Source organism: Sinomonas terricola (assembly GCF_034931225.1).
Classification (GTDB): Bacteria; Actinomycetota; Actinomycetes; order Actinomycetales; family Micrococcaceae; genus Sinomonas; species Sinomonas terricola.
This window is the reverse complement of sequence record NZ_JAYGGQ010000001.1, coordinates 415664-437409: the sequence shown is the minus strand read 5'-3', so window position 1 is coordinate 437409 and position 21746 is coordinate 415664. Positions and strand designations below refer to the sequence as shown.

Annotated in this window: 23 protein-coding genes and 1 tRNA gene; 10 read left to right on the top strand and 14 right to left on the bottom strand. The window is 69.6% G+C overall.

Going from position 1 to position 21746, the window contains the following annotated elements:
- Positions 1-3: 3 nt before the first annotated feature.
- The 7 genes from SPF06_RS02175 to SPF06_RS02150 all read right to left on the bottom strand — a co-directional run bounded on the left by SPF06_RS02175 (position 4) and on the right by SPF06_RS02150 (position 6703).
- Positions 4-1983: an ABC transporter ATP-binding protein/permease gene (locus tag SPF06_RS02175; RefSeq protein ID WP_323277275.1), complete on the bottom strand. Its 1980-nt coding sequence runs from the start codon at positions 1981-1983 to the stop codon at positions 4-6.
- Complete coding sequence (locus SPF06_RS02170; RefSeq protein ID WP_323277274.1) at positions 1980-3146, bottom strand: efflux RND transporter periplasmic adaptor subunit; 1167 nt, start codon at positions 3144-3146, stop codon at positions 1980-1982. Before SPF06_RS02170 ends, SPF06_RS02175 begins: the two co-directional genes overlap by 4 nt.
- A gap of 18 nt (positions 3147-3164) precedes the next feature.
- Positions 3165-4037: a hypothetical protein gene (locus SPF06_RS02165; RefSeq protein ID WP_323277273.1), complete on the bottom strand. Its 873-nt coding sequence runs from the start codon at positions 4035-4037 to the stop codon at positions 3165-3167.
- Positions 4038-4049: 12 nt separating this feature from the next.
- Positions 4050-4436 carry a peptidase inhibitor family I36 protein gene (locus SPF06_RS02160; RefSeq protein WP_323277272.1) on the bottom strand — a complete coding sequence of 129 codons (387 nt, stop codon included), beginning with the start codon at positions 4434-4436 and terminating at the stop codon, positions 4050-4052.
- Positions 4437-4557: 121 nt separating this feature from the next.
- Positions 4558-4860, bottom strand: a complete 303-nt coding sequence (locus tag SPF06_RS22050) for a LysR family transcriptional regulator (protein WP_428985679.1) — start codon at positions 4858-4860, stop codon at positions 4558-4560.
- A 67-nt stretch (positions 4861-4927) separates the two neighbouring features.
- Positions 4928-5632: a GNAT family N-acetyltransferase gene (locus SPF06_RS02155; protein WP_323277271.1), complete on the bottom strand. Its 705-nt coding sequence runs from the start codon at positions 5630-5632 to the stop codon at positions 4928-4930.
- Between the two features lie 45 nt (positions 5633-5677).
- Entirely contained in the window at positions 5678-6703 is a 1026-nt protein-coding gene (locus SPF06_RS02150) for a 6-phosphofructokinase (RefSeq protein WP_323277270.1), read from the bottom strand.
- A gap of 199 nt (positions 6704-6902) precedes the next feature.
- Here SPF06_RS02150 and SPF06_RS02145 point away from each other — a divergent pair, with 199 nt between their 5' ends.
- The 6 genes from SPF06_RS02145 (at position 6903) to SPF06_RS02120 (ending at position 12884) form a co-directional block, all read left to right on the top strand.
- Positions 6903-7472 carry a helix-turn-helix domain-containing protein gene (locus tag SPF06_RS02145; protein ID WP_323277269.1) on the top strand — a complete coding sequence of 190 codons (570 nt, stop codon included), beginning with the start codon at positions 6903-6905 and terminating at the stop codon, positions 7470-7472.
- Positions 7473-7612: 140 nt separating this feature from the next.
- Entirely contained in the window at positions 7613-8617 is a 1005-nt protein-coding gene (locus SPF06_RS02140; RefSeq protein ID WP_323277268.1) for a sugar ABC transporter substrate-binding protein, read from the top strand.
- On the top strand, positions 8614-10155 hold the full coding sequence (locus tag SPF06_RS02135; protein ID WP_323277267.1) for a sugar ABC transporter ATP-binding protein: 1542 nt from the start codon (positions 8614-8616) through the stop codon (positions 10153-10155). Before SPF06_RS02140 ends, SPF06_RS02135 begins: the two co-directional genes overlap by 4 nt.
- Positions 10152-11273 carry an ABC transporter permease gene (locus SPF06_RS02130; protein ID WP_323277266.1) on the top strand — a complete coding sequence of 374 codons (1122 nt, stop codon included), beginning with the start codon at positions 10152-10154 and terminating at the stop codon, positions 11271-11273. The genes SPF06_RS02135 and SPF06_RS02130 overlap by 4 nt, the downstream gene beginning before the upstream one ends.
- Positions 11270-11512, top strand: coding sequence for a hypothetical protein (locus tag SPF06_RS02125; RefSeq protein WP_323277265.1), 243 nt, complete (start codon positions 11270-11272; stop codon positions 11510-11512). Before SPF06_RS02130 ends, SPF06_RS02125 begins: the two co-directional genes overlap by 4 nt.
- On the top strand, positions 11505-12884 hold the full coding sequence (locus SPF06_RS02120) for an amidase (protein ID WP_323277264.1): 1380 nt from the start codon (positions 11505-11507) through the stop codon (positions 12882-12884). Before SPF06_RS02125 ends, SPF06_RS02120 begins: the two co-directional genes overlap by 8 nt.
- 17 nt (positions 12885-12901) lie before the next feature.
- On the opposite strand, the gene SPF06_RS02115 is transcribed toward SPF06_RS02120, so the two are convergent.
- From SPF06_RS02115 to SPF06_RS02105, 3 genes are read right to left on the bottom strand one after another with little or no spacing between them, the layout of a single operon-like run.
- Entirely contained in the window at positions 12902-13204 is a 303-nt protein-coding gene (locus SPF06_RS02115; RefSeq protein ID WP_323277263.1) for a PspC domain-containing protein, read from the bottom strand.
- A 44-nt stretch (positions 13205-13248) separates the two neighbouring features.
- Complete coding sequence (locus SPF06_RS02110) at positions 13249-13605, bottom strand: hypothetical protein (protein WP_323277262.1); 357 nt, start codon at positions 13603-13605, stop codon at positions 13249-13251.
- Between the two features lies 1 nt (position 13606).
- Complete coding sequence (locus SPF06_RS02105; RefSeq protein ID WP_323277261.1) at positions 13607-15130, bottom strand: PspC domain-containing protein; 1524 nt, start codon at positions 15128-15130, stop codon at positions 13607-13609.
- A 125-nt stretch (positions 15131-15255) separates the two neighbouring features.
- Between SPF06_RS02105 and SPF06_RS02100 the strand changes: the two genes are divergently transcribed.
- Positions 15256-16554, top strand: coding sequence for an ATP-binding protein (locus tag SPF06_RS02100; RefSeq protein WP_323277260.1), 1299 nt, complete (start codon positions 15256-15258; stop codon positions 16552-16554).
- Complete coding sequence (locus tag SPF06_RS02095; RefSeq protein WP_323277259.1) at positions 16551-17204, top strand: response regulator transcription factor; 654 nt, start codon at positions 16551-16553, stop codon at positions 17202-17204. Before SPF06_RS02100 ends, SPF06_RS02095 begins: the two co-directional genes overlap by 4 nt.
- Positions 17205-17293: 89 nt before the next feature.
- Here the strand turns inward: SPF06_RS02095 and SPF06_RS02090 are convergent, their stop codons facing one another.
- The 4 genes from SPF06_RS02090 to SPF06_RS02075 form a co-directional block, all read right to left on the bottom strand.
- Positions 17294-17539 (bottom strand): hypothetical protein, encoded by a 246-nt coding sequence (locus SPF06_RS02090; RefSeq protein ID WP_323277258.1) that lies wholly within the window; start codon positions 17537-17539, stop codon positions 17294-17296.
- A gap of 1 nt (position 17540) precedes the next feature.
- Entirely contained in the window at positions 17541-18836 is a 1296-nt protein-coding gene (locus SPF06_RS02085) for a PspC domain-containing protein (RefSeq protein WP_323277257.1), read from the bottom strand.
- Positions 18837-18909: 73 nt separating this feature from the next.
- On the bottom strand, positions 18910-19815 hold the full coding sequence (locus tag SPF06_RS02080) for a diacylglycerol/lipid kinase family protein (protein ID WP_323277256.1): 906 nt from the start codon (positions 19813-19815) through the stop codon (positions 18910-18912).
- A 5-nt stretch (positions 19816-19820) separates the two neighbouring features.
- Positions 19821-21026, bottom strand: a complete 1206-nt coding sequence (locus SPF06_RS02075; RefSeq protein ID WP_323277255.1) for a pyridoxal phosphate-dependent aminotransferase — start codon at positions 21024-21026, stop codon at positions 19821-19823.
- Positions 21027-21279: 253 nt separating this feature from the next.
- Here SPF06_RS02075 and SPF06_RS02070 point away from each other — a divergent pair.
- Both SPF06_RS02070 and secE read left to right on the top strand, forming a co-directional pair.
- Positions 21280-21352, top strand: a tRNA-Trp gene (locus SPF06_RS02070).
- Between the two features lie 82 nt (positions 21353-21434).
- Positions 21435-21716 (top strand): preprotein translocase subunit SecE, encoded by a 282-nt coding sequence (gene secE / locus SPF06_RS02065; RefSeq protein ID WP_323277254.1) that lies wholly within the window; start codon positions 21435-21437, stop codon positions 21714-21716.
- Positions 21717-21746: the final 30 nt, after the last annotated feature.

The following is a 21746-nucleotide window of genomic DNA, read 5'->3' as shown; positions in this document are numbered from 1 at the left end:
TCCTTATGAGCGGAGCGCTGAGGCAGGGTCTGCTCGGGCCGCGATCAGCGCAGGGTAAAGGGCGGCTAGCGCACCTGTTGCCCCTCCTGATCCGATGGAGAGCAGGGGCAGGCTCAGTGACAAGACCGGTTCCCAAGCGTTTGCCGCGGAGATTGCGATGACGGCCAGCGTCCCTGCGACGCCGCCGGCCAGCCCGCCGGCCAAGCCGATGAGGGTTCCCTCAAGAATGAAGATCGAGGCGACGGTGCGCTTTTTCATGCCAAGTGCTCGCCGCAGGGCGATTTCGGGAATTCGGGACTGCACGGACAGGTACATCGCAGTCGCGGCAGTGAGTGCAGCGAGAACCAGCAGCACGGTGGAGACGCCGGCGATCATTAGCCCCAGTTCGGCGCCGACCCCCAAGCGGAGGTTTCTGAGGTCTGCGACTGAGCCGACTGAGATGCTTGCGGGTGCGCCGGGAGCCAAGGCCTTGGGAATCGCTTCGCCGAGCGCCGCGGGGAAGCCATCCGTGGTTCTGACGACATATTGGGGATGGAGGTTGCCGAGGTGCCTCGCGGCGGCCGCATTGAGGTAGACCTGCTGGTCGACGAGCGCGTCACGGCCTGCGTGGGACGCGATCCCAACCACTGGAACGGGGAGTCCGCCTACCCAGATAAGCGCGCCCGGGGCGGCTCGTGCGACGCCGAGCCGCTCGGCGGCTGAACGGCCCATGATCGCGGCGGGAACGCTGCCCGGGAGATCCATGAGCTGCGAGGCGTTCGCCGGGACGGTTCGAACCTCCATGAGCGAGAGGTATCCGGAATCTGCGAGTCGGATCGCCCCGGAATAGAGCCCGCCGTGGGAATCGGTATCGGGGAGGCGTCCGATCCGAGCGTCAGCGGGTGCGATGGATGCGCTCACGCCCAGCTGGACGAAGCCGTTGAGCCTTCCCACGGCATGGCGTATCCCCTCTACTTCCTCGGGAGTGGGGATCGTGCCCGACTTCAGCGACGGATCTGTGAAACGAAGCTCATCCAGCGCAGCTTCCGTGAGCCTCTCGGCGATCTGGTTCGACGCGGTGTGGGTAAGGCCAGTGCCCGCGATGAGGCCGCCGGCTCCTAGGAGGAAGACCATCAGCAGGAGGATGCTCCTCACCGGTCGAGACGTGAGCGAGTTTGCGGCGTCGGCGAGGTTGTCGAGAAGGGGGGCCGACTTCCGCTGGTTCTCGGATGCAGGCTGCTGAGCCGAACTCGCTCGGCCGGGTGTCGCGGACGTGGAAGGCTCGGCGATAGTGCCGTCGACAAGGGGCAGGCAGCGATCCGCGGCAGCTGCCACCTGTTCATCGTGGGTGATGACGACGACGGTCGTTCCCTGGTCGGACAGCTCCTTCAGGTCGTGGATGACTTTGCGGGTGTTCTCGTTGTCCAGGTTCCCGGTCGGTTCGTCGGCGAGGACAATCCTGGGTCTCGTGACGATGGCTCGTGCGAGGGCGACGCGTTGGCGCTCGCCCCCTGAGAGGGACCGGGCAGGAGTGTTCCGGATGCGGCTGAGGCCGAGAGAGTCGAACACCTCGGAGACTCTCGCGTATCTCTCCGCTGGGGGGACGTTCTGGATCCGAAGCCCCAGTGACGCGCCAAGGTAGGCGGGCTCGGTCTGGACCATGTTGGAGCTCTGGAAGACGAATCCGATTTCTCGGCTGCGAAGTGCGTTCCGTTCTCGCTCCGAAAGGTGGCCGACAGGCTTCCCCCTGAGGAGATATGTTCCCTCCGTCGGCGTATCGAGGAGCCCGAGGAGGTTCAGAAGGGTGGTCTTCCCCGATCCCGAAGGTCCGACAATCGCGACGAACTCGCCTTCGTAGATGTCGAAGGTGGCGTTCGCGAGCGGCTCTGCGCTGCCGAAGCGTCGGGCCAGGTTCTTGACGCGAATCAGCGGATCCGCTGACACTCCGCGCGCCGCACCGCGCATGTTCGGATCTGCTTCGCCCCTGGACGCGGGCTCGGTCATGGAACTCGGATTTCCGTTCCGGCCGGAAGGCTCGGGTCCGCCTCGATCTCGGCCCAGCCCGCTGCCTGGGTCTTGACGGTGATCTTCACCTTGCGGGGCACGGGTGGTGAGGTTGACGCGGAGGATAGCCCGTCGGCGCCCGGGAGAACTTCGACGAATGCTCCGCCGGCGTCGTGTTGGATTGATATCAGCGGGATGGCCAGGACGGCTTTGCCCACGGTGGGAAGCGAAATGTCGACGTCCTGCCCGGGAGGCAAGCCAGACGCCTGGTCGGAGAGCTTGATCGTGACGTCCTTCCCGGCCGGCTTGGTCGCACCAGAGTCGGCCGGGAGGAGTTTGCTGACTGCCTCGACGATGCTCGACGACTCTCCACCGGGCCATTTCAGTTTGACCGGCGTTCCCGGCGGCAGCCGGTCAGCCTGCAGGATGAGTGCCCTAGCCGTGATGGTGTTCGGGCTGGTCTGGACAAGGACCAGGGGAGCGTCGCCGCTGACGCGCGACGCCACAGTCGAAGCACGGATCACGCGGCCCGAATCGCCAGGTATCTGCACGAAATCAAGCCATCGGAAGGTCGTGTCATCCTTTGTCTTGCCGGGTGTTTCGAGGCCGGCCTTCGCATAGATCAGCCGAACCGCTTCAAGCGTCACGGCCTCGATCTTGCCGGTCGTGGGGATGCCTTGGTAACCCATGCGCCGAAGCGACTTCTGGAGGCGTGCCACATCCGCCCCGGTGTCGTTCAGCTTGAGGTCCCTGTAGAGGGGAACGTCATCGCCGATGACGATCTGGGGGCGCCCTGCGATCGACCCGATATAGCTCCCCGGGGAAAGGCTGTCGCCAGGACCGACAGCAATGTCGGTGACGACGGTTGCGTCTGGCGCGCTCGCGCTGAGAGCTGGGAGCGGGACCGTGGTCCCGCTGACCACGCTTCCCTTGAGGGCCAAGACCTCCTGTACTTCCCGCAGCTCTGCGCGCGCCGTGACCGGCACGGCAATGTCCCGATTCTCAAGCGCGGTGGACTCTGGGCGGCGGACCAGCGAACCGGCGGCGAAGGAAGCCATGAGGATGAGGATCATGACGACGGTGAAGACAACGATTCGCCAAGGATGCAGCGTCCGGCGTCCTCGTCCGCCGGACGCGGTGTCAGAGGTTCTGTTATTCGTCACGGGCATTGGTCGAGACCGCTACGCTCCCGCCGAGAGAATCGCCTCGTCGGCCCTCGCAAGCATTGTGTCGATGGCCTGTCGCTCCGCCCTCAGCTGGCTCTCATTCTGCTTGATGAGCGCTGTCTGATAGGACGCCTCGATATTCGCAAGGCGTTGGACGAGCGAGACGGTCTGCTTGCATTCGACGTCGCCGACTGCGATGCGGATGATCTTCTCCTGATCGCCGTTCGTTGTCGACAGGTCGGGATTCCAGGAGTCACCATCCTTGAGGGAGATGCCCTTCCCCTTGAGGCAGTCTTTCCACGCGCCGACGACCTTCGTGAACTCCTCGCTCTGGGGAGCGAGCATTGCCGCTTGCTGGAAAAGCCGCTCGGCCGTCCTGTCGGAGTGCGCGCCTTTGGAGACCAATGACGTGGCAAGACAGACGTCCCACGCCTCGTTGAACTTCTCTCCCTGCGTGGACAGGTCCAAGTCCTTCCCATCGGTGAACCCCTCGGGCATGTCGTAGCCGCGCTCTTGGGCGCTCTTCAGGCTCCAGGCCCCGTACGGCCGCTCCCCGGCGAACGTTCGATGCCGGTTGTAAGGACTCAGATCGATTTTCTGCCCTTGGAACGCAAGGCACTGTTGCATCTTTGCGCTGTTGGCCTGCTCGATCTTCTCCATCTCCGGGATCGTGAGCATGAACTTGTCGAGCGGAAAATCAATCTGCTCTGCGTCCGGATCCAGGTTCACCGTCGTCGCGATCGGATCGACGTTCACCGGCCCTTTCCCAGCTTGCCGAGGGGTCGGGCTGCAGGAGGCGAGGGAGAGGAGGAACACCGCGACTATGACGAAACGTCTTCCCCTCACAACACCCGCGCCCCGTCCTTCGGGTCTATTTGCCACGTCCATGGATCCAATTGGCTAACTGCGGTAGCTGCTTACGGCATCGTTCCAGCTCAAATAGCCGCCGTACCGGTAGTAGCTATAATCATTGAAATTAAGCACGACTTCCCCGGGATCGAGCCGGAGCCATGGGCCGGAGTAATTTGCGTCGACATGGAAGTACAGGTATCGCCAATTGCGGTTGTTAGCCGACGAGATGCTGTCGTTCCAGTAGTTGCCCACGTAGCCGACGTTTGCCGCGTCCCACGCCCCGCGGTCGCCGCCGAGATTCGCATCCTTCCACGAACACATATTGGAGACGCATGAGGTCGTGCTTGCCTGCGCCGGAACCGCCGCGCTGATGGTGCCGGCAGCTGCAATCAAGGCAGCCACTGAAGCGGACAGAATCTTCTTCGTCGTCGACATTTCCCCCGCCTTTGTCGGTTATCGCCCGCCGCTATTTCGACGGCGCCTGGGTGCTATGCCTTCGATGCTCGCTGCCTGCCAGAACAACCGTCAAGCGAGGCGGGTCCAATATGCCCACCTGTCATAAATGCCTAACATTTCGGGGTCTCGGCCGGCCATGTGATCGCTGTTCAACGGCGGCGGTCTCGGGCATCGACTCAGCGAGCCGCAGGATCTCGACGGCGGTGGGGAGCACCGCCGTCCCCATCGCGTTCAGCCTCAATCCGCCTTGGCCGCGCGAGAAGACCTTCGTCCCTACATAGCGCTCGAAGTCCGCGACCTGCCGGCTGATGGCCGATTGGGTGAACCCCAGCTCGGCAGCTGCCTCAGTCGTGCTTCCGCACTGCGCCACGGCAACGAAGGCCCGTATTCCACTCAGATGCACCGGATCCCCCCACGGTCGCCTTCATCGACGTCAATACACGGTACTCGATGTCGGAAGCGTCAGTTGATCAGTGGCCGCGCAGCCGAACGGAGGCGAGGCGGCCCGAGGGGACGACGCCGAGTGCGTCGGCGAGCCGCAGGGCGGCGACGTTCTGGGACTGCGCCTCCACTTGGATGAGGTAGCCCTCCGCGAGCGCCTCATGTGCGGCGAGCTGCGCCATGAAGGCGCCGAGGCCGCGGTTGCGGAGCCCTGGCGCGACGAGGACGCCGAGGTCCGCAAGCAGTCCCTCGTGTACCCCGTAGGCCGCGCAGGCGGCGGGGCCGCTGCCGAGCATGAGGGTGAAGCGGTGCTCCCGCTGCTCGATTCCTGCCGAGCTCACGTCGTCGGGCGGGCAGAGCGATGCGAGCTCGATGGCCTCGGGGTTGCCCCTCGACACCTCGGGGTCCTCCTCGGGCTGGAAGACGGGCAGATCGTCGGCGAAGCCGAGGATGGCGGAGCTCAGCCCGTGCGCGCCGGGCCCGGCGAGGCGCAGGAGCGCCCCGCCGGAGAGGAGTTCGTCGTCGGGCAGCTTCGCGGCAGCCTCGACGAGTTCTGTCGGTCCGCTCAGCGCGAGCTGTCCGAAGAGCTCGACGGCGACGAGCTCGGCAGAAGAGTCGAGGAACCCGAGGAGGCGCGCGCCGTCGTCCGAGAACGCAAGGTCCGGCAGCCCGAGCCGCCGCGCCCACGCGAGGCGCACGACGCCGCGGCTGCCGTTATGGAAGGTTCCGCCCACGCTCTCCTCTTACCCGCTGTCGTTCCTCTCCCCCGCCCGGCCACCCTAGCCGAACAGGACGCGGGCCTCGTCGTACCGGTCTTGGGGCACGGTCTTGAGCCGGCCGAGGGCGGCGTCGAAGCCGACGTGCACGATATCCGTGCCATTGAGCGAGACCATCGTGCCCCAGCGGCCCTCGACGACCGAGTCGATCGCGGCCATGCCGAGGCGGGTCGCGAGGACGCGGTCGAAGGCCGTGGGGACGCCGCCGCGCTGGATGTGGCCGAGGACGGTTGCACGGGTCTCGATGCCCGTGAGGGCCTCGAGCTCGGGGGCGAGCCGCTCGCCGATGCCGCCGAGCCTCGGGCGGCCGAAAGTGTCGAGGCCGCGCTCGGAGTGCGCCTGCTCCATCGTGTCGGTCGAGAAGCCCTCGGCGACGACGACGAGGGGAGCGCGTCCTCGGTCGTGGGCGAGCTTGACCCACGCGGCGATCTGGTCGATGCTGACGCGCTGCTCGGGGATGAGGATCGCGTGGGCGCCCGAGGCCATGCCCGAGTGGAGTGCGATCCAGCCGACGTGGCGGCCCATGACCTCGGCGATCATGCAGCGGTGGTGGGATTCGCCCGTCGTGCGCAGGCGGTCGATCGCCTCGGTCGCGATCTCGACGGCAGTGTCGAAGCCGAAGGTGTAGTCGGTGGCGTCGAGGTCGTTGTCGATCGTCTTGGGGACGCCGACGATCTTGAGCCCCACGTCGGTGAGGCGCTTCGCGGCAGCGAGCGTGCCCTCGCCGCCTATGGCGATGATCGCGTCGATCCCGAGGCGGTCCATGTGGGCCTTGATGACGTCCGGCCCGCCCCCGTTCTCGAACGGGTTGGTCCGCGAGGTGCCGAGGATCGTCCCGCCCTGCTTGGCGATGCCCCGCACGAGCGTGCGCGGGATCTCGATGATGTCGCCCTCGACTACACCGCGCCAGCCGTCCCGGAAGCCGACGAACTCCTGACCGTGGACCGCGATGCCCTTGAGCACGGCCCCCCGGATGACTGCGTTGAGACCGGGGCAGTCGCCGCCGGAGGTGAGGATGCCGATCTTCATGCAGGGCCTTTCCGCTGTGGGTGCGATCGGTCCGCGCGCTGAGGCGGGCCGTCGATGAGACTGGTGCTTGAGGCGCCCCGTTGAGCCCACGCCGATTCTAGCGGCGCGCCCTTGGTGATGCACACCACAGAAGCCGACGACGGCGGATCGCGTCACACGGGCGCTTCGGACGTTCTGCGCGCAGTACTACTGTGATCGGGTGACCCGAACCGAATCGAATCCGGCCGACGGCGATGCCCTGCTTGACCTGGGCCGCGCAATTCGCGCCCGCCGCCGGGACCTCGGACTCACGCTCGTGCAGATGGCCGCCCTCTCGGGGCTGAGCCAGCCGTTCCTGAGCCAAGTCGAGCGGGGCCAGGCGCGTCCGAGCATGCGTTCGCTCGGCACGATCGCGCTCGCGCTCGGCACGACAGCGCCGTCGCTCCTTGCGCTCCCGCGCTCGGCCGGCGTCTCGCTCGTCCATGCGGGGGACATGCCGAGCATCGACAACTCGGCCCAGGGCACCGCGCGCTCGATCGCCGTCGGGGCCCGCGAACTGCTGCCGATGGAGTTCCTGGGCGGACCGTCGGAGTTCGAGGAGTATCTCGAGCATGAGGGCGAGGAGATCATCTATGTCGTATCGGGGACGATCGAGGTAGATCTCGCGGGGGAGGAACGCAAGACCCTCTCGGTGCGGGACTCGCTCTACTTCGACGCCCGGGTTCCTCACCGCTGGCGCGTCCTGTCCGAGCCCGCATGGGTCATCGCGGTGTCGACGCGCGCACACTGACGCCCTCGGGGCCGAGCCCCGGGGCAGGCTTCGCGTCGGAGAGGAAGACTTAACAAGAACGACATCCTGCCGGTCTTTGGGGGAAATGGCCCCCGAGGAATATTGATGCCATCAATATTCCTCATCCCCCGGAGGACCTCATGTTCCGTTCCCTCACCCCCCGCCGTGCGGCCCTCGCCGCGACGGCGATGCTGACCGCAGGCATCCTCGCCGCGTGCGGCGCGACCCCGAACACCGGCACCGCAGCGGCCGGCGCGGCCGCGGGCGATGTCAAGCACACGATCGCCGTCAGCTTCCCCAACGCCTCGGCGGCGCCCGTGGTCCAGAACCTCTTCCGGATCGCGAAGGACGAAGCGAAGGCCAAGGGCTACAACCTCGTGATCGACGATCCCGGAAGCGACGAGGCGAAGCAGGTCAACACGATCCAGACCTGGATCCAGCAGGGCGTGGGCGCGATCGTCGCCTCGACGCTCGACCCCAAGGTGCTCGACGGCGTCGCGAAGCAGGCGCGCGCGGCGGGCATCAAGTGGGTCACGTTCGGCGACAGCATCCCCGATCAGGACGCGACGCTCGGCTTCCCGCACTCCGAGGCAGGGCAGAAGCTCGGGCAGGCCGCGGGCGACTGGATCACGAAGCAGCGCGGCGGGCACGCCAAGGTCGCCATCCTCTCCTGGGCGCCCGCCGAATACGCGCGCCAGCGCCAGGACGGGATCACCTCCGCGCTCAAGGCCGCCGCGCCAGGCGCCGAGATCGTCGCGACGCAGGACGCGCTCTCCTCGACGGATGGGCTCGCCAAGGTCTCGACGATCCTCCAGGCACACCCCGACCTCAACATGGTGCTCGCCGTCGAGGACGCCGCCGGGCAGGGGGGCTACCAGGCCTTCCTGAACGCCGGCCACGCGGGCAACGACCCGAAGGTCTTCATCGGCGGCATCGACGGCGCCCAGGACGAGCTCAAACTCGTCCAGCAGGGAACGGTGTACCGCGCGACGTCGGCCTTCAACCAGCAGCTGCTCGGCGAGGGATTCGTGACGCTCCCAGACGCCCTCCTGCACGGAGAGACCAAGAGCTACTACACGCCCGTCGAACTCGTGGAGAACGGAAACCCGGACATCACGAAGCTCCTCGGGTACTACGGCGGATGACAGCCTCGAAGGCGGAGGCGGCGGCACCGGCCGCCGCCTTCGCGGTCCGCGCGCTGCACAAGTCCTACGGCGGGGTTCCCGTGCTCCGGGGAGTCGACCTCGACGTGCGGCCCGGCGAGATCCATGCTCTTCTCGGCGCGAACGGCGCAGGCAAGTCGACCCTCATCAAGTGCATCGCGGGGGTCACGCAGCCGGACTCCGGCGCGATCGAGATCGGCGGGTCGAGCTACGCGCAGCTCACGCCGTCGTCGTCCCGCGCCGCGGGCGTCGCCGTCATCTACCAAGAGCTCAGCGTCGCCCCGACGCTCAGCGTGACGGCGAACGTGTTCCTCGGCAACGAACGCCGCTTCGGGCCCTTCGTCAGGCACCGCGCGCAGGCCCGCGAGGCGAAGCGGGCGCTCGCCGACCTCGGCATGGACCTCGATCTCGCGCGGCCGCTCGGCTCATACGGCGCGGCGGAGTCGCAGGTCGTCGAGATCGTCAAGGCGCTCCGGAGCGAGCCCCAGGTGCTCATCCTCGACGAGCCGACGGCGTCGCTCACCCAGAAGGAGGCCGAGCAGCTCGCGGACAAGATGCGCGCACTTCGGGCCCAGGGCGTCCCGCTCTTGTTCGTCACCCACCGCCTCGACGAGGTGTTCGCGCTCGCGGATCGCGTCTCGATCCTACGGGCCGGGAAGATCGTGCTCTCCAAGGCAACGAGCGACTGCACGCCGCGCGAGCTTGTGACGGCGATCGTCGGGCGGGATCCCGAGACCCTCGCGCGGACAGGCGCTGCCCCGAGCACGGGCAGGCCTCCGCTCCTCGCTGTCCGCGACCTCGTCGGGCCGGACCTCGGCCCGCTCGACCTCGACGTATTCCCCGGCGAGGTGCTCGGCCTCTACGGGCTCGTCGGCTCAGGGCGCACCGAGCTGCTCGAATCGCTCTTCGGCGCGCGGCTCACCGTGCACGGCCAGATGGTGCTCGATGGCGACGAGCTTCGCCTCACGGGCCCAGGCGCAGCGATCGGAGCGGGCATCGCGCTCGTCCCCTCGGACCGCAAGCGCAAGGGGATCATCGGCGAGCTCTCGGCCCAGGCCAACGTCATCCTCTCCTCTGGCCGCGCTCTGGGACACGCCGGATTCCGCCGCCGTGCGGCCGAGGGCCGCTCCTTCCGCTCGATCGGGAAGGAGCTCGATCTGCGGCCCCTGAACCCCGGGCTCGAGGGGCGCCGCTTCTCGGGCGGCAACCAGCAGAAGCTCGTGGTGGGCCGATGGCTCCAGCCGGAGCTCGGATGCCGCATCCTGCTGCTCGACGAGCCAACCCAGGGCGTCGACGTCGGCGCCCGCGCCGATCTGTACCGAGCAGTCCGCGCTTTCGTCGGGACCGAGCGTGCCGCAATCGTCGCCTCGTCCGAGCCGACTGAGCTCCAGCAGCTGGCCGACCGCGTGATCGTGCTGTCGCGCGGCCGTGTCGCGACGACGCTTCCGGTGGCCGAGGCCACCGAGCACCGCCTCATCGAACTAGCCCACCTGTCCGAAATCCCCGGAGGGACCCCATGAACCTCAGGCGCCCCACGTCAGCCCAGGGCTTTCGGCCCGAATGGATCACCAACAACGTCCTCCTCGTCGCCCTCGTGCTTCTGTGCTCGTACTTCGCCGCCCAGACGCCGTTCTTCCTCGATGCCGGCAACGCAAAGGTCATCCTCCAGAACAATGCGACGCTCGGCATCGTCGTCGTCGCGCTCACGTGCCTCGTCATCTCGGGCGGCGTCGACCTCTCGGTGGGTTCCGCCGTCGGCCTCTCGGGCACCCTCACGGCGCTCGCGTCGGTCGAATGGGGGCTCGGGGACGTTCAGGCGGCCGGCATCGGCGTCCTCGCTGGCGTCGGCGTGGGCCTCGTCAACGGCATCCTGTGCGGCCTCCTCGAGTTCAACCCCGTGATCGTGACACTCGGCATGCTCGGCGCCGTCCGCGGCCTCACGCTCCTCATCCACCACGACCAGGTGTTCGGCCTCAACGGCAGCCTCCCCGCGCTCGCCTCGGCCCAGATCGCCGGGATCCCGGTCATCGCGGTGATCGCTCTTGCCGCGTTCGCGGTCGGGGCCGTCTTCCTCCGCACGACCGTGTGGGGCCCGTACCTCTTCGCGATCGGGACGAACCGCGAGGCCGCGTTCCTCGCGGGGCTCCCTGTTCGGGCTCTCCCGTTCGCCCTGTATCTCCTCTCCGGAACAACCGCCGGCATCGCGGGGGTCCTCCTTGCGGCCCGCCTCAACGGGGCCGCGCCGGGTCAGCAGGGGATCAACCTCGAGCTACAGGCGCTCACGGTGGTCCTCCTCGGCGGGGTGGCGTTCTCCGGCGGCCGCGGCCGGCTCCTCGGCGTCTTCACGGGCTGGATCTTCCTCGGCGTGCTCGAGAACGGCCTCACGCTCACGAACGTCACGCCATTCGTCGAGACGCTCGTCGAGGGGCTCGCGCTCGTGTTCGCTGCCGGTCTTGAGGCCCTCAGCACAGTGCTCGCAACGCGCCTCGCGGATCGCCGCAAAGCCGTGGCGCGGCTGTCCGCGGGCCCCGGTGCGAGCCCTATTATGGGCGACGGCGCCGCACCCGGCGGCGAGACGGCCGACGGCGACGCACCCGACTCGGCCGGCGGCGAGACGGCCGTGGCGGCGGGCCGGTGACGGGCGCGACGGGCACGCCGGGCGGGGTCGCGCACGAGCCGCCCTCAGCGCCGCCGCCCGTGACGGGCGCGACAGTTCGCGCCGCGGCGTCGCTCGTGGGCCTGCTGCTCTCGGACGCCGAGTGCGAGGCGCTCGTTCCGCGGGTGGCCGCCTACATGCGGATGGGCCTCCTCATCGCCCACGCGGCAGACACCGACGTGCTCCCGACCGACGACCCGAGGTGGTTCTTCCGTGACTGATCCAGCCGACCTGACCCTCAGCGAGGCGAGTGCCCTCGTCGCGGCACGCGAGCTCTCGTCGGCGGAGCTGGTGCAGGCGACCCTGCGCCGCCTCGATGCGACGGAGCCCAGCGTGCACGCCTATGCCCACCGCTTCGACGAGGCGGCCCTCGCGGCTGCGCGGGCCGCGGATTCCGCTCCTCGGCGCGGCCCGCTCCACGGCCTTCCCTTCGCGGTCAAGGACACCTTGTTCACGCGTGGCACGCCGACCGAGGCCGGCTCGCGCTCGCTCGCCGGCAGCATCGGCACGTTCGACGCGACCGCCGTCGACCGTCTTCGCGCAGCGGGCGCTATCCTGCTCGGCAAGCACGTCACGCACGAGTTTGCACAGGGCCAGGAAGAGGCGGTGACGCGCAACCCGTGGGCGCGAGAGCGTTTCGCGGGCGGCTCGAGCGCGGGGAGCGGGGCATCAGTCGCGGTGGGCTCGTCGATGCTCTCCGTGGCGACCGATGCGGGTGGATCCACGCGGATGCCCGCGGCACTCACGGGAGTCGTGGGGCTCAAGCCCACATACGGCCGGATCAGCACGTACGGCACGGTGCCTGGCGCGGCCGTCGCGGGGGCCGAGCACATCGGCCTCGTGACCCGTTCGGCCGCGGACCTCGATCTCGTGCTCCCGGTCGTCTCGGGCGCCGATCCCCACGACGCACGCACTGCAGACCAGCCTGCCTATCGGCCGTCGCCCGCGCGCGGTGCCGCGGGACGCCGCATCGGGGTCATCCGCCGCGTGGGCGCCGGCCAGCGGGTCGAGGGTGCCGTTGACGAGGGATTCGAGCGCACGCTCGGAGCCCTGCGAGGCCTCGGCGCGACGCCCGTCGAGCTCGAGCTCGACCTTTCTCTCGCGTCCCCGGCGGCCGCGCTGCTCGTGGGCGCCGCGGCGTCGGCACCGCATCTCGCGGCCCTCCGGCAGGGCGGGGACGGGATCCGCCGCGAGGTCAGGCTGCACCTCGCGGCGGGCCTCCTCGTCCCCGCGCAGTTCGTCCACGCCGCCCGCAGCGTGCGAACGCTCCTTCGCCGTCAGGTGGCAGCAGCATTCAGGGCGCATCGGCTCGACGCGCTCGCGACTCCCACCCTCCCGTGCGTGCCGCCGCTCCTCGCGGACTTCGACCCGGCCACGGACATGGGCGCGCTCACCGACTTCGTCTCGCCATGGAACCTCACGGGCCAGCCGGCTGTCAGCGTTCCGGCCGGCCTTTCGCCGGAGGGCCTTCCGCTCGCGGTCCAGTTCGTCGGGGTGCCGTTCGGCGAAGCGGACCTCGTGGCACTTGCTTCTGCCTTCGAGGCTGTCATGGCGCAGTCACGGCCCGCGCCCCTCGCGGAGCGCGTGCCGTGACTGGTGTTCCCCGTTCCTTATGCGGTCGGGGCGCCCGGGCCCTGCGAGCCCTGGCCGGCCGATCCGCCGCGGCCGGACCGCGGTCCGCCGAGGAGATTCTCGAGGATGATCGAGCCGTTCTGGTCCGGGATGATCGCCCACGCCACGAGGTACGCGAAGACCGCGGGCCCGGGGAGGAAGCACAGGACGACGAAGATGATCCGGACGAAGGCGACGTCGATGTCGAGCCGCTCGGCGAGCCCGCCGAGCACGCCGCCGACGATGCGCCGCGGCCCGCGGCGGAGTCCGCTCGAGCGGAGGGAGTTGAAGAACGAGTCCATGGAGATCTCCTGAAGGTGCTGGTCAGTGGGTCTGGGGCGGCACGTCACCGCTCGTCGGCGGGGCCGCTCTCGTAGGGGTTCGGTCGGGGTGTCTCGGCGCCGTCGGACGTCTGGGAAGGGCCGGCGGACGACGGCGCGTGCTCGCCAAGGCCGCTTGGCGCGCCCGGGTGGGCGGCGCCGTCGAGCGCCTTCCGCCCCCGCGCCGCAGCGAGGGTCCCGCCGACGACGAGGCCGACGCCGGCGATCACCAGGATCGACACCGAGGCCACCGCCGGATCCACTGAGAACCAGCCGAGCCGGCTCGCGAGGAGCAGACCTGCTATTGCCACGATCACAACCCCCCACACCATCGTGCCCACGCTCGGGCCCCGCTGGAAGTCCTGCTGCTCGGGAATGCTCATCTCACTTCTCCTGCTCGATCGTGACGTTGCTCATCGTGGCGTCCACCTTCACGACGAGCGTCGCGCCGGCTGCGGACGGGTTGTAGGTCTGCGAGTCCTGGGTGTTGAAGCCTGAAATCGACCTGCCGCCGAACTGGACGTTGCTCATCGTCGCGTCCGCCTGGACCTTCACGGGGATGCCCTTGGGGATCTCGATCGCGAGCTGGCTCATGGTCGCGTCGACTGGAACCGTGGTTTCGGTGGCGAGCGGGCCGGAGGAGTCGAGCTGCCGGAGGTCGAGCTTCCCGGTCGACCCCGTGACGTGGTAACCCGTGACCGCCTGCTGGACCGATGTCGGCTCGAAGCTGACGGATCCGCGCGGACGGCCGAACTGGTAGACCGGCTGGGTCACCGCCGCGATGATGAGCGCGACGACGGCGAAGAGCGAGAGAAGCCCGCCCGTGCGGCCCCGCAGCCCCGCGACGACGATGCCGAGGCCGATGATCCCGGCGCCGATCGCCCACAGCGCGCCCGTCGTCGGTTCGACGATCGTCGTCCCGGAGACGTTGAGCGCCATGAGCGTGCCCGCGACGAGCACGGCGAGTCCGAGGACGACGGCGGTGAACGGCCCGCCCGGACCACGGCGGCGGGGCTTGAGGGCAGTCTGCTGCGGTGCGGGCTGTTGCCATGCGGTGCCCTGGTGCCGCCTGGGGGATCCGCCGTAATAGCCGCCATACGGTCCGCCGTACGTGCCTTGGTACTGGCCATACGCGTCGCGGTAGCGCCCGCTACGGTAGGGGCCGCTGTAGGGCTGCCCACCCGAAGCGGCAGGGTCGTAGGACGTCTGGTCGAAGGAGGCATGGCCGTAGGAAGCTTCGTCGTAGGAGGTATCGCCGGCGGAAGCTGGGTCATAGTGAGGCTGGGCAGGGAACCCGGGCTGCTCCTCTGCCGTCGGCTCGGTAGGGCCCTCGAACCGGGGCTGCGCCGAACGGCGAGACCGCCGCGACCGGGCGATGCTGATGAAGACAAGGCCCACGAGCCCGATCCAGAACAGCGCCCACAGCGGCTCGGCTCCCCGCATCTCCCCGAACCAGAAGCCTGCGCGGGCGCCCCCGAGACCGAGGATCGTGGCGATGAGGCCGCCGGTCATTCCGCCGGTCCAGCGGCCGCGCATGGCTTCCTGCACGTGGATCCGGCCGTCCGGCTCGGGAAGGAGGAGCCACAGGACGCCGTACGCGAGGACGCCGACGCCGAGGAAGATCGCCGCGACGATGAAGAGTCCGCGGACGATAACGGGGTCGATGCCCCAGCGGTGCGCGAGGCCGCTCGCGACGCCGCCGGCCCAGCGGTCGGGGCCTCGGGTCACGCCGAGGCCGCGGATCCAGCCGAAGAAGTCGCCGCCCGCCTTGCCGGGGTGCCCGGAGCCGGGGTGCCCGGAGCCGGGGTGCCCGGCGCCGGGACGGGCAGCGCCGGGATGGCCAGCGGGCTGGCCCGGCGTGCCGGGGAGGGGGGAGTCGGAGCTCCCCGGGGTCTGTTCGGTGCTCATGCCTCCATCCTTCCCGTGCGCATCCCCGAGACCCATGGGGTGAACCCCTGATCGGACCCTGATTCCGCCCCGAGTTCCCCGGATCCACGCCCCTGAGCGCCCTGAAGCGTGCTTGGATTGATGGCATGAGCATCGCCCACGCAAGGCCACCCCTCGTGCGGTCGGAGGACCGTCTCGTGGCTGGCGTCTGCTCTGGGCTTGCCCGCCATCTCGGGCTGCGCACCGACGTCGTGCGGTGGGCCATGGTCATCGCGACGCTCCTCGGCGGGGCCGGGATCGTGTTCTACGGCTGGCTGTGGATCATGGTTCCCACGGCGGCCGAGGCGGCGCGGCGCGAGGCGCGCCGGCCGGCGTCGTCCATTGCCCCCGCTGTGAGCGAGCCGGCCGAGCCTCGGCGGACGACGGCGTCGCCCGCCTTTCCCGGCGCTGGCCGCCGTGCGCCGCGACTCGGCGGGCACGGCCGGGAAGTGCTGCTCGGCGCGGTCCTCCTGCTCGGGGCGCTCGCCGTCGGAACGGGGCTCCTCGGGCTCACGGTGCCGCTCGGCGTCGTCGTTCCCGTAGCGGCGATTCTGGGCGGCGCCGCGCTCGCGTGGCTCCAGCTCGACGAATCACGGCGCACCCAGCTCGTGCGCGGTGCGGGAACGGGCCGGTGGGTCGGCTGGCTGCGGCTCGGGGCGGGGCTCGCGCTCGTCGTCGCGGGCGTGACGCTCGCCGTCTCGGGCAGCCAGTGGAATGTGCTGGGCCTCGCGCTGCTCGCGTCGCTCGCCGTCCTCGCAGGGGTTGCGCTGGTGCTGCTGCCGTGGGGCGTCAAGTTCTGGCGCGATTTCGGCGCCGAGCGCGCCGCGCGCGTGCGGGAGGCGGAGCGGGCCGAGATCGCGGCGCACCTCCACGATTCAGTTCTCCAGACGCTCGCCCTCATCCAGCGCCGCGCGGGAAGCGAGGCGGACGTGACTCGGCTTGCGCGCGCCCAGGAGCGCGAGCTGCGCGAGTGGCTCTACCGCGACGAGCGGCGCGGCGGGGGCGCGTTCGCGGACCGGCTCAAGGGACTCGCCGCCGAGGTCGAGGACGCGCATGGGCAGGCGGTCGACGTCGTCTGCGTCGGCGACGCGTCGCTGCGCGAGGAGCAGCGCGAGCGCATCGAGGCGCTCCTGCAGGCCTCGCGGGAGGCGATGCTCAACGCCGTCCGCCACGGCGGAGGGCCCGTGTCCGTCTATGCGGAGGCGTCGCACGACGCGATCGAGGTATTCGTGAAGGACCGCGGCCCGGGGTTCGAGCCTGACGCGGTGCCCGAGGACAGGCTCGGGGTGCGCGAATCGATCGTGGGGCGCATGCGGCGCCACGGCGGCGAGGCGAAGATCGTGTCCGGGGCGGACGGCACGGAAGTGCGCCTCCGCCTTCCCGGCATCGGAACGGAGGAGTCATGAGCGAGCCGGTCAGAGTCGTCATCGTGGACGACCACACGATTTTCCGCTCGGGACTCAAGGCCGATCTCGATGAGCGGGTGCGCGTCGTGGGGGAGGCCGGGACCGTCGAGGAGGCCGTCGCCGTCATCGAGGAGCTCGCGCCGCAGGTCGTGCTTCTGGACGTGCACCTTCCGGGCGGGCTCGGCGGGGGAGGGCGCGAGGTGCTGACGCGGTCGACGGCGCTGCTCTCCCGCGTGCGCTTCCTCGCCCTGAGCGTCTCCGACGCCGCCGAGGACGTCGTCTCCGTGATCCGCGCGGGCGCGCGGGGCTACGTGACGAAGACGGCGTCCGGACCGGAGATCACGGACGCCGTGCTGCGGGTGGCCGAGGGGGACGCCGTGTTCTCGCCGCGGCTCGCGGGGTTCGTCCTTGACGCCTTCGGGACCTCCGCGGTTGCCGACGTCGCCGACGACGAGCTCGACCGCCTCTCGGCCCGCGAACTCGAGGTCATGCGGCTCATCGCGCGCGGGTACTCCTACAAGGAGGTCGCGAAGGAGCTGTTCATCTCGGTCAAGACTGTCGAGACGCACGTTTCCGCCGTCCTCCGGAAGCTCCAGCTCACGAACCGCCACGAGCTGAGCCGCTGGGCCGCGGACCGCCGCATCTGGTAGCCCCCACGCGTGTCCAGCTCTCGTCCACGCGTGGCCAGCTCTCGTCCACGCGTGGCCAGCTCTCGTCCACGCGTGGCCAGGCAGGCCGCTCAGGTGCCATCCCCGGCGACGCGCCCGCGTCGCCCTCGGAGCGACGCGAGGATCCCCCCACCGACGAGCCCGATGCCCGCGACGACGAGCAGCGCGACGAGCGCGAACTCCGGGGCCACAGTGAACCAGCCGAACCTGCTGGCTCCGATGATCCCCGCAAGCGCCACGACGATAACGCCCCACACCACGGTGCCCATGCTCGGGCCGAGCTCGGTGCCCGGCTCCTGTGGAAGTCCAGTGCTCATGTCACCGCTCCTGCTCGATGTTGACGTTGCTCATGACGGCGTGCACGGTCACAACGAGTGTCGCGCCGGGAGCCGAGGCGTTGTACGTCTGGGAGTCGCCGAGGGCCAGCCCGGAGGCGGAACGGCCGCCGAACTGCACGTTGCTCATGGCGCCGTCGGCTTGAACCCGCACGGGGATGCCCTTCGGGATCTCGATCTTGAGGTCACTCATCGTCGCGTTCACGGGAACGACCGATTCCGAGGCGAGCGGCCCCGAGTTGTCGAGGGCCCGGAGGTCAAGCTGGGCCGAGGCCGCGGTGGCCGTGTACCCCTGGGTCGCCTGGGCGATCGAGGTGGGCGCGGAGGTCGTGGGCGAGTGCTGCTGGCTCAGCACGTAGGCGGGCTCGGTCACCGCGGCGATGATGAGGGCAACGATCGCGAAGACCGACAGGACGCCGGCCGTCCGGCCCCGGAGTCCCGCAGCGATGATGCCCAGGCCAACGACGGCGGCGCCCACTGCCCACAGCGTGCCGGTGCTGGGGTCGACGACGATGGCGCCCGTTGACTGGAGGGCGAGCAGGCCGCCGACGGCGAGTGCGGCAAGCCCGATCACGATTGCGGTGAACGGTCCGCCTGGACCTTGCCGGTGCGTCCTGACAGCGCTGAGGGGCGGGCCGACGTGGTGCACGTCCGCAGTGGGCGCATTCGGGCCGTACGCGGCGGGTCCGGCCGTGTAGCCGGCGTAGGGCGACGGCGGTGTGACGCCCGCGGGCGACGGCGGCGGATCCGCGGGCGATGGCGGTGCGTCCGGGGGAGCGCCGCGACCTTGAGACGAGGCCCGAGGACTCACGCGGTGCCGACGGGCTGAAGCTGCGACCCCATACACGACGAGCAACAGAATGCCGACCCAGAACACGGCCCACAGCGGCCCTGCCCAGCGGATGTTTCCGAAAGAGTACGTCGTCGGGAGGCCGCCGAGACCGAAGACGGTTGCGATCAGGGCACCGACCATTCCGCTGCTCCACCGGCCATGGCTGGCCTCTTGGACATGGATTCGGCCATCGGGCTCGGGCAACACGAGCCAGAGGAGCCCGTAAACCAGGAGGCCGACGCCGAGGAAGAGGGCGGCGACGACGAAAAGAACGCGCACGAGCGCGGGAGCGACGCCCCAGCGATGCGCGAGGCCAGAGGCGACTCCGCCGGCCACGCGATCGCGACCGCGGACGACGCCGAGGCTGCGGATCCACAGGAAGAAGTCAGGGGAGGCGGGATGCGGGGCGCGAGCCCCTCCGCCCCCTGACGCGGGTGAAGTGCTCATGGATCCATCGTGGCCCCCTGCGCGCCTCGCCCCCACGGCCGAAAGCCCCTGTCTTTGCGACGATTCCCGCGCGTCAGGGGGCGAGGACCCGCAGCGCCCCTGGCCGGATCCGGACTCTCGCGGGGAGCCATCCCGCTTGGTCCCCGTCGAGGCACAGGGGGAGCGGCCGGTCCGCGGAGATCGCGACGTTGCCGCCCGTGAAGCGCCGCACTCCGGGCTCGGTCACGTGGGCGCCGGTCGCGGCAAGCCTCATGAATCTGGCCACGTTCCTCTTCGGAATCTCCGCCCCGGCCACGAGCACGTGGATCAGGCCGTCGTCGAGCACCGCGTCCGGAACGATGTCGAGGCCGTGCCCATAGCGCCCCGAGTTGGCCATGACCACGAGGTGCGCGAGGACGCTGTGGCGCGAGCCGTCGATATCCAGCTCGAAGCGTGCAGGCTTCCACCGCACGATGGCGACGACGGGCGCCACCCGGTAGGCGATCTCGGAGGGGATGCGCGAGTCGTTCATCATGAGGTTTGCGATCGCGTCGAGCCCCGTGTAGGCGTTGCCCGGCGCGAGCTGGCCGTCGACGTCGAGCAGGTCCACGGTGCGCTCTCGGCCTGAGAGGAGCACACTCGCGACCGCCGAGGGCTCGCGCGGCATCCTGAGCTTGGCGGCGAAGCCGTTGCCCCGCCCCGCGGCGACGAGCGCAAACACGCCGCGGGAGCGGGCGACGGCGGCCGCGACGTCCCGCACGATCCCGTCCCCACCCACGGCGACCACCACGTCACCCCGCGCCGCGGCCTCGGAAGCCAGCCGCGCGCCGTCGTCCGCCGTTCGCGTCGTCGTGGTCCGCACGCGCGCCCCCGCGGCCTCGAGCGCGCGGGCGATGGGCGCCCACAGCGACGGCGCGTGGCCGCCGCCCGCCACCGGATTGACGACGGCGGTGAACGAGCGCCCGGCGGATTCCTCCGCCGGCCGGCCCGATCGTGTCATGTCCGTCAGCGCGCGGCGCCGAGGAACTCCTGGATGCGGCTCACGCCCTCCGCGAGGTCGTCGTCGCCGAGCGCGTAGGAAAGGCGCACGTAGCCGCTCGGGCCGAACGCCTCGCCGGGCACGATGGCGACTTCGACCTTGTCGAGGATGAGTGCCGCGAGCTCGGCGGACGTCGCCGGCCGCACGCCGCCGATCTCCTTGCCGAGGAGGCGGCGCACGTCGGCGTAGGCGTAGAAGGCGCCGTGCGGCGTCGGGCAATTGACGCCGGGGATCGCCGAAAGCCCGGCGACCATGGCCTTGCGGCGCCGGTCGAACGCGACCTTCATCTCTTCGACGGCGTCGAGCGGACCCGCGACGGCGGCGAGCGCGGCCATCTGGGAGACGTTCGAGACGTTCGATGTCGCGTGCGACTGGAGGTTCGTCGCGGCCTTGATGACGTCCCCGGGGCCGATCATCCAGCCGACGCGCCAGCCAGTCATCGCGTACGTCTTCGCGACGCCGTTGAGGATCACGACCCGGTCGCCGAGCGCGGGCACCGCGGTCGCGATCGAGGTGAACGGCACGCCGTCATACGTGAGGTGCTCGTAGATCTCGTCCGTCACGACCCACAGGCCCTTGGACGCCGCCCACTCGCCGATCTCCTTGACCTGCTCGGGCAAGTACACGGCGCCTGTCGGGTTCGACGGAGAGACGAAGAGGAGGATCTTCGTGCGTTCTGTGAGCGCGGCCTCGAGCTGGTCGACGGTCACGAGGTAGCCCTGCTCAGGGCCGGCGAAGACCTCGACGGGCACGCCGCCCGCGAGGCGGATTGCCTCGGGGTAGGTGGTCCAGTAGGGCGTCGGGAGGAGGACCTCGTCGCCCGGGTCGAGGAGGGTCGCGAACGTGTTGTAGACGGCCTGCTTGCCGCCGTTCGTCACGAGCACCTGCGACGCCGCGGCCTCGTACCCCGAATCGCGCAGGGTCTTCTCGGCGATGGCCTGCTTGAGCTCGGGAAGCCCTCCCGCGGGGGAGTAGCGGTGGAAGCGAGGCTGGCGGGCCGCCTCGATCGCGGCCTCGACGATGTATCCCGGCGTCGGGAAGTCCGGCTCGCCCGCGCCGAAGCCGATCACAGGCCGCCCGGCGGCCTTGAGCGCCTTGGCCTTCGCATCGACGGCCAAGGTCGCGGATTCGGCGATGGATCCGATGCGCTGCGAGACACGGGCGGAGGTCATGGGGCTCTCCTGACTTTCGGTCGGCGGTAATCAACGGCGAATGAGGCGCAGACGCGGGGGAGGTCCCCGCGTCTCCAACTTTAGGCGCTCTGGCGGGTTCTCGGCCTTCGCGTGCCTCGGTTCGACGCGGGACGCGAATATGCGTAGACTTGACCACCGGTATCAGAAACCACTGAGTTGCCCATGCCTTGGATTCGCCTGCGAATTCCGGGCGCGAATCCTTGATAAGCTGGGAACTCGGTGTTCTGACCGAAGGGTAGTGGCGCAATTGGTAGCGCAGCGGTCTCCAAAACCGCAGGTTGCAGGTTCGAGTCCTGTCTGCCCTGCGCACGGCGTGCCCCGGATGAAACTGGGGCGTTCCAGTGCCCACAGAGCGGAACCGGCGGGGATGTCCTGCGGGAACACAGGATGAGCGAGGAACAGGTGACCGAAACAGCTGCCAGCAGCTCTCAGGGCCGCCCAGCCAAGCAGGCGAAGAAGCTCGGTTTCTTCGGCCGCATCTCCCTCTTCCTCCGTCAGGTGATCGGAGAGCTTCGCAAGGTCGTCACGCCGACCCGGCAGGAGCTTCTCAACATGACGTTCGTGGTGCTGGCGTTCGTGGTGGTCATGATGGTGGTCGTCTTCGTTCTCGACTTCCTCTTCGGGCTCGGCGTCGGCTGGGTCTTCGACGGGTCGTCGCAGGGCAAGTAGGGCCAGTCTCCGCAGACCGTGTCAGGGCCG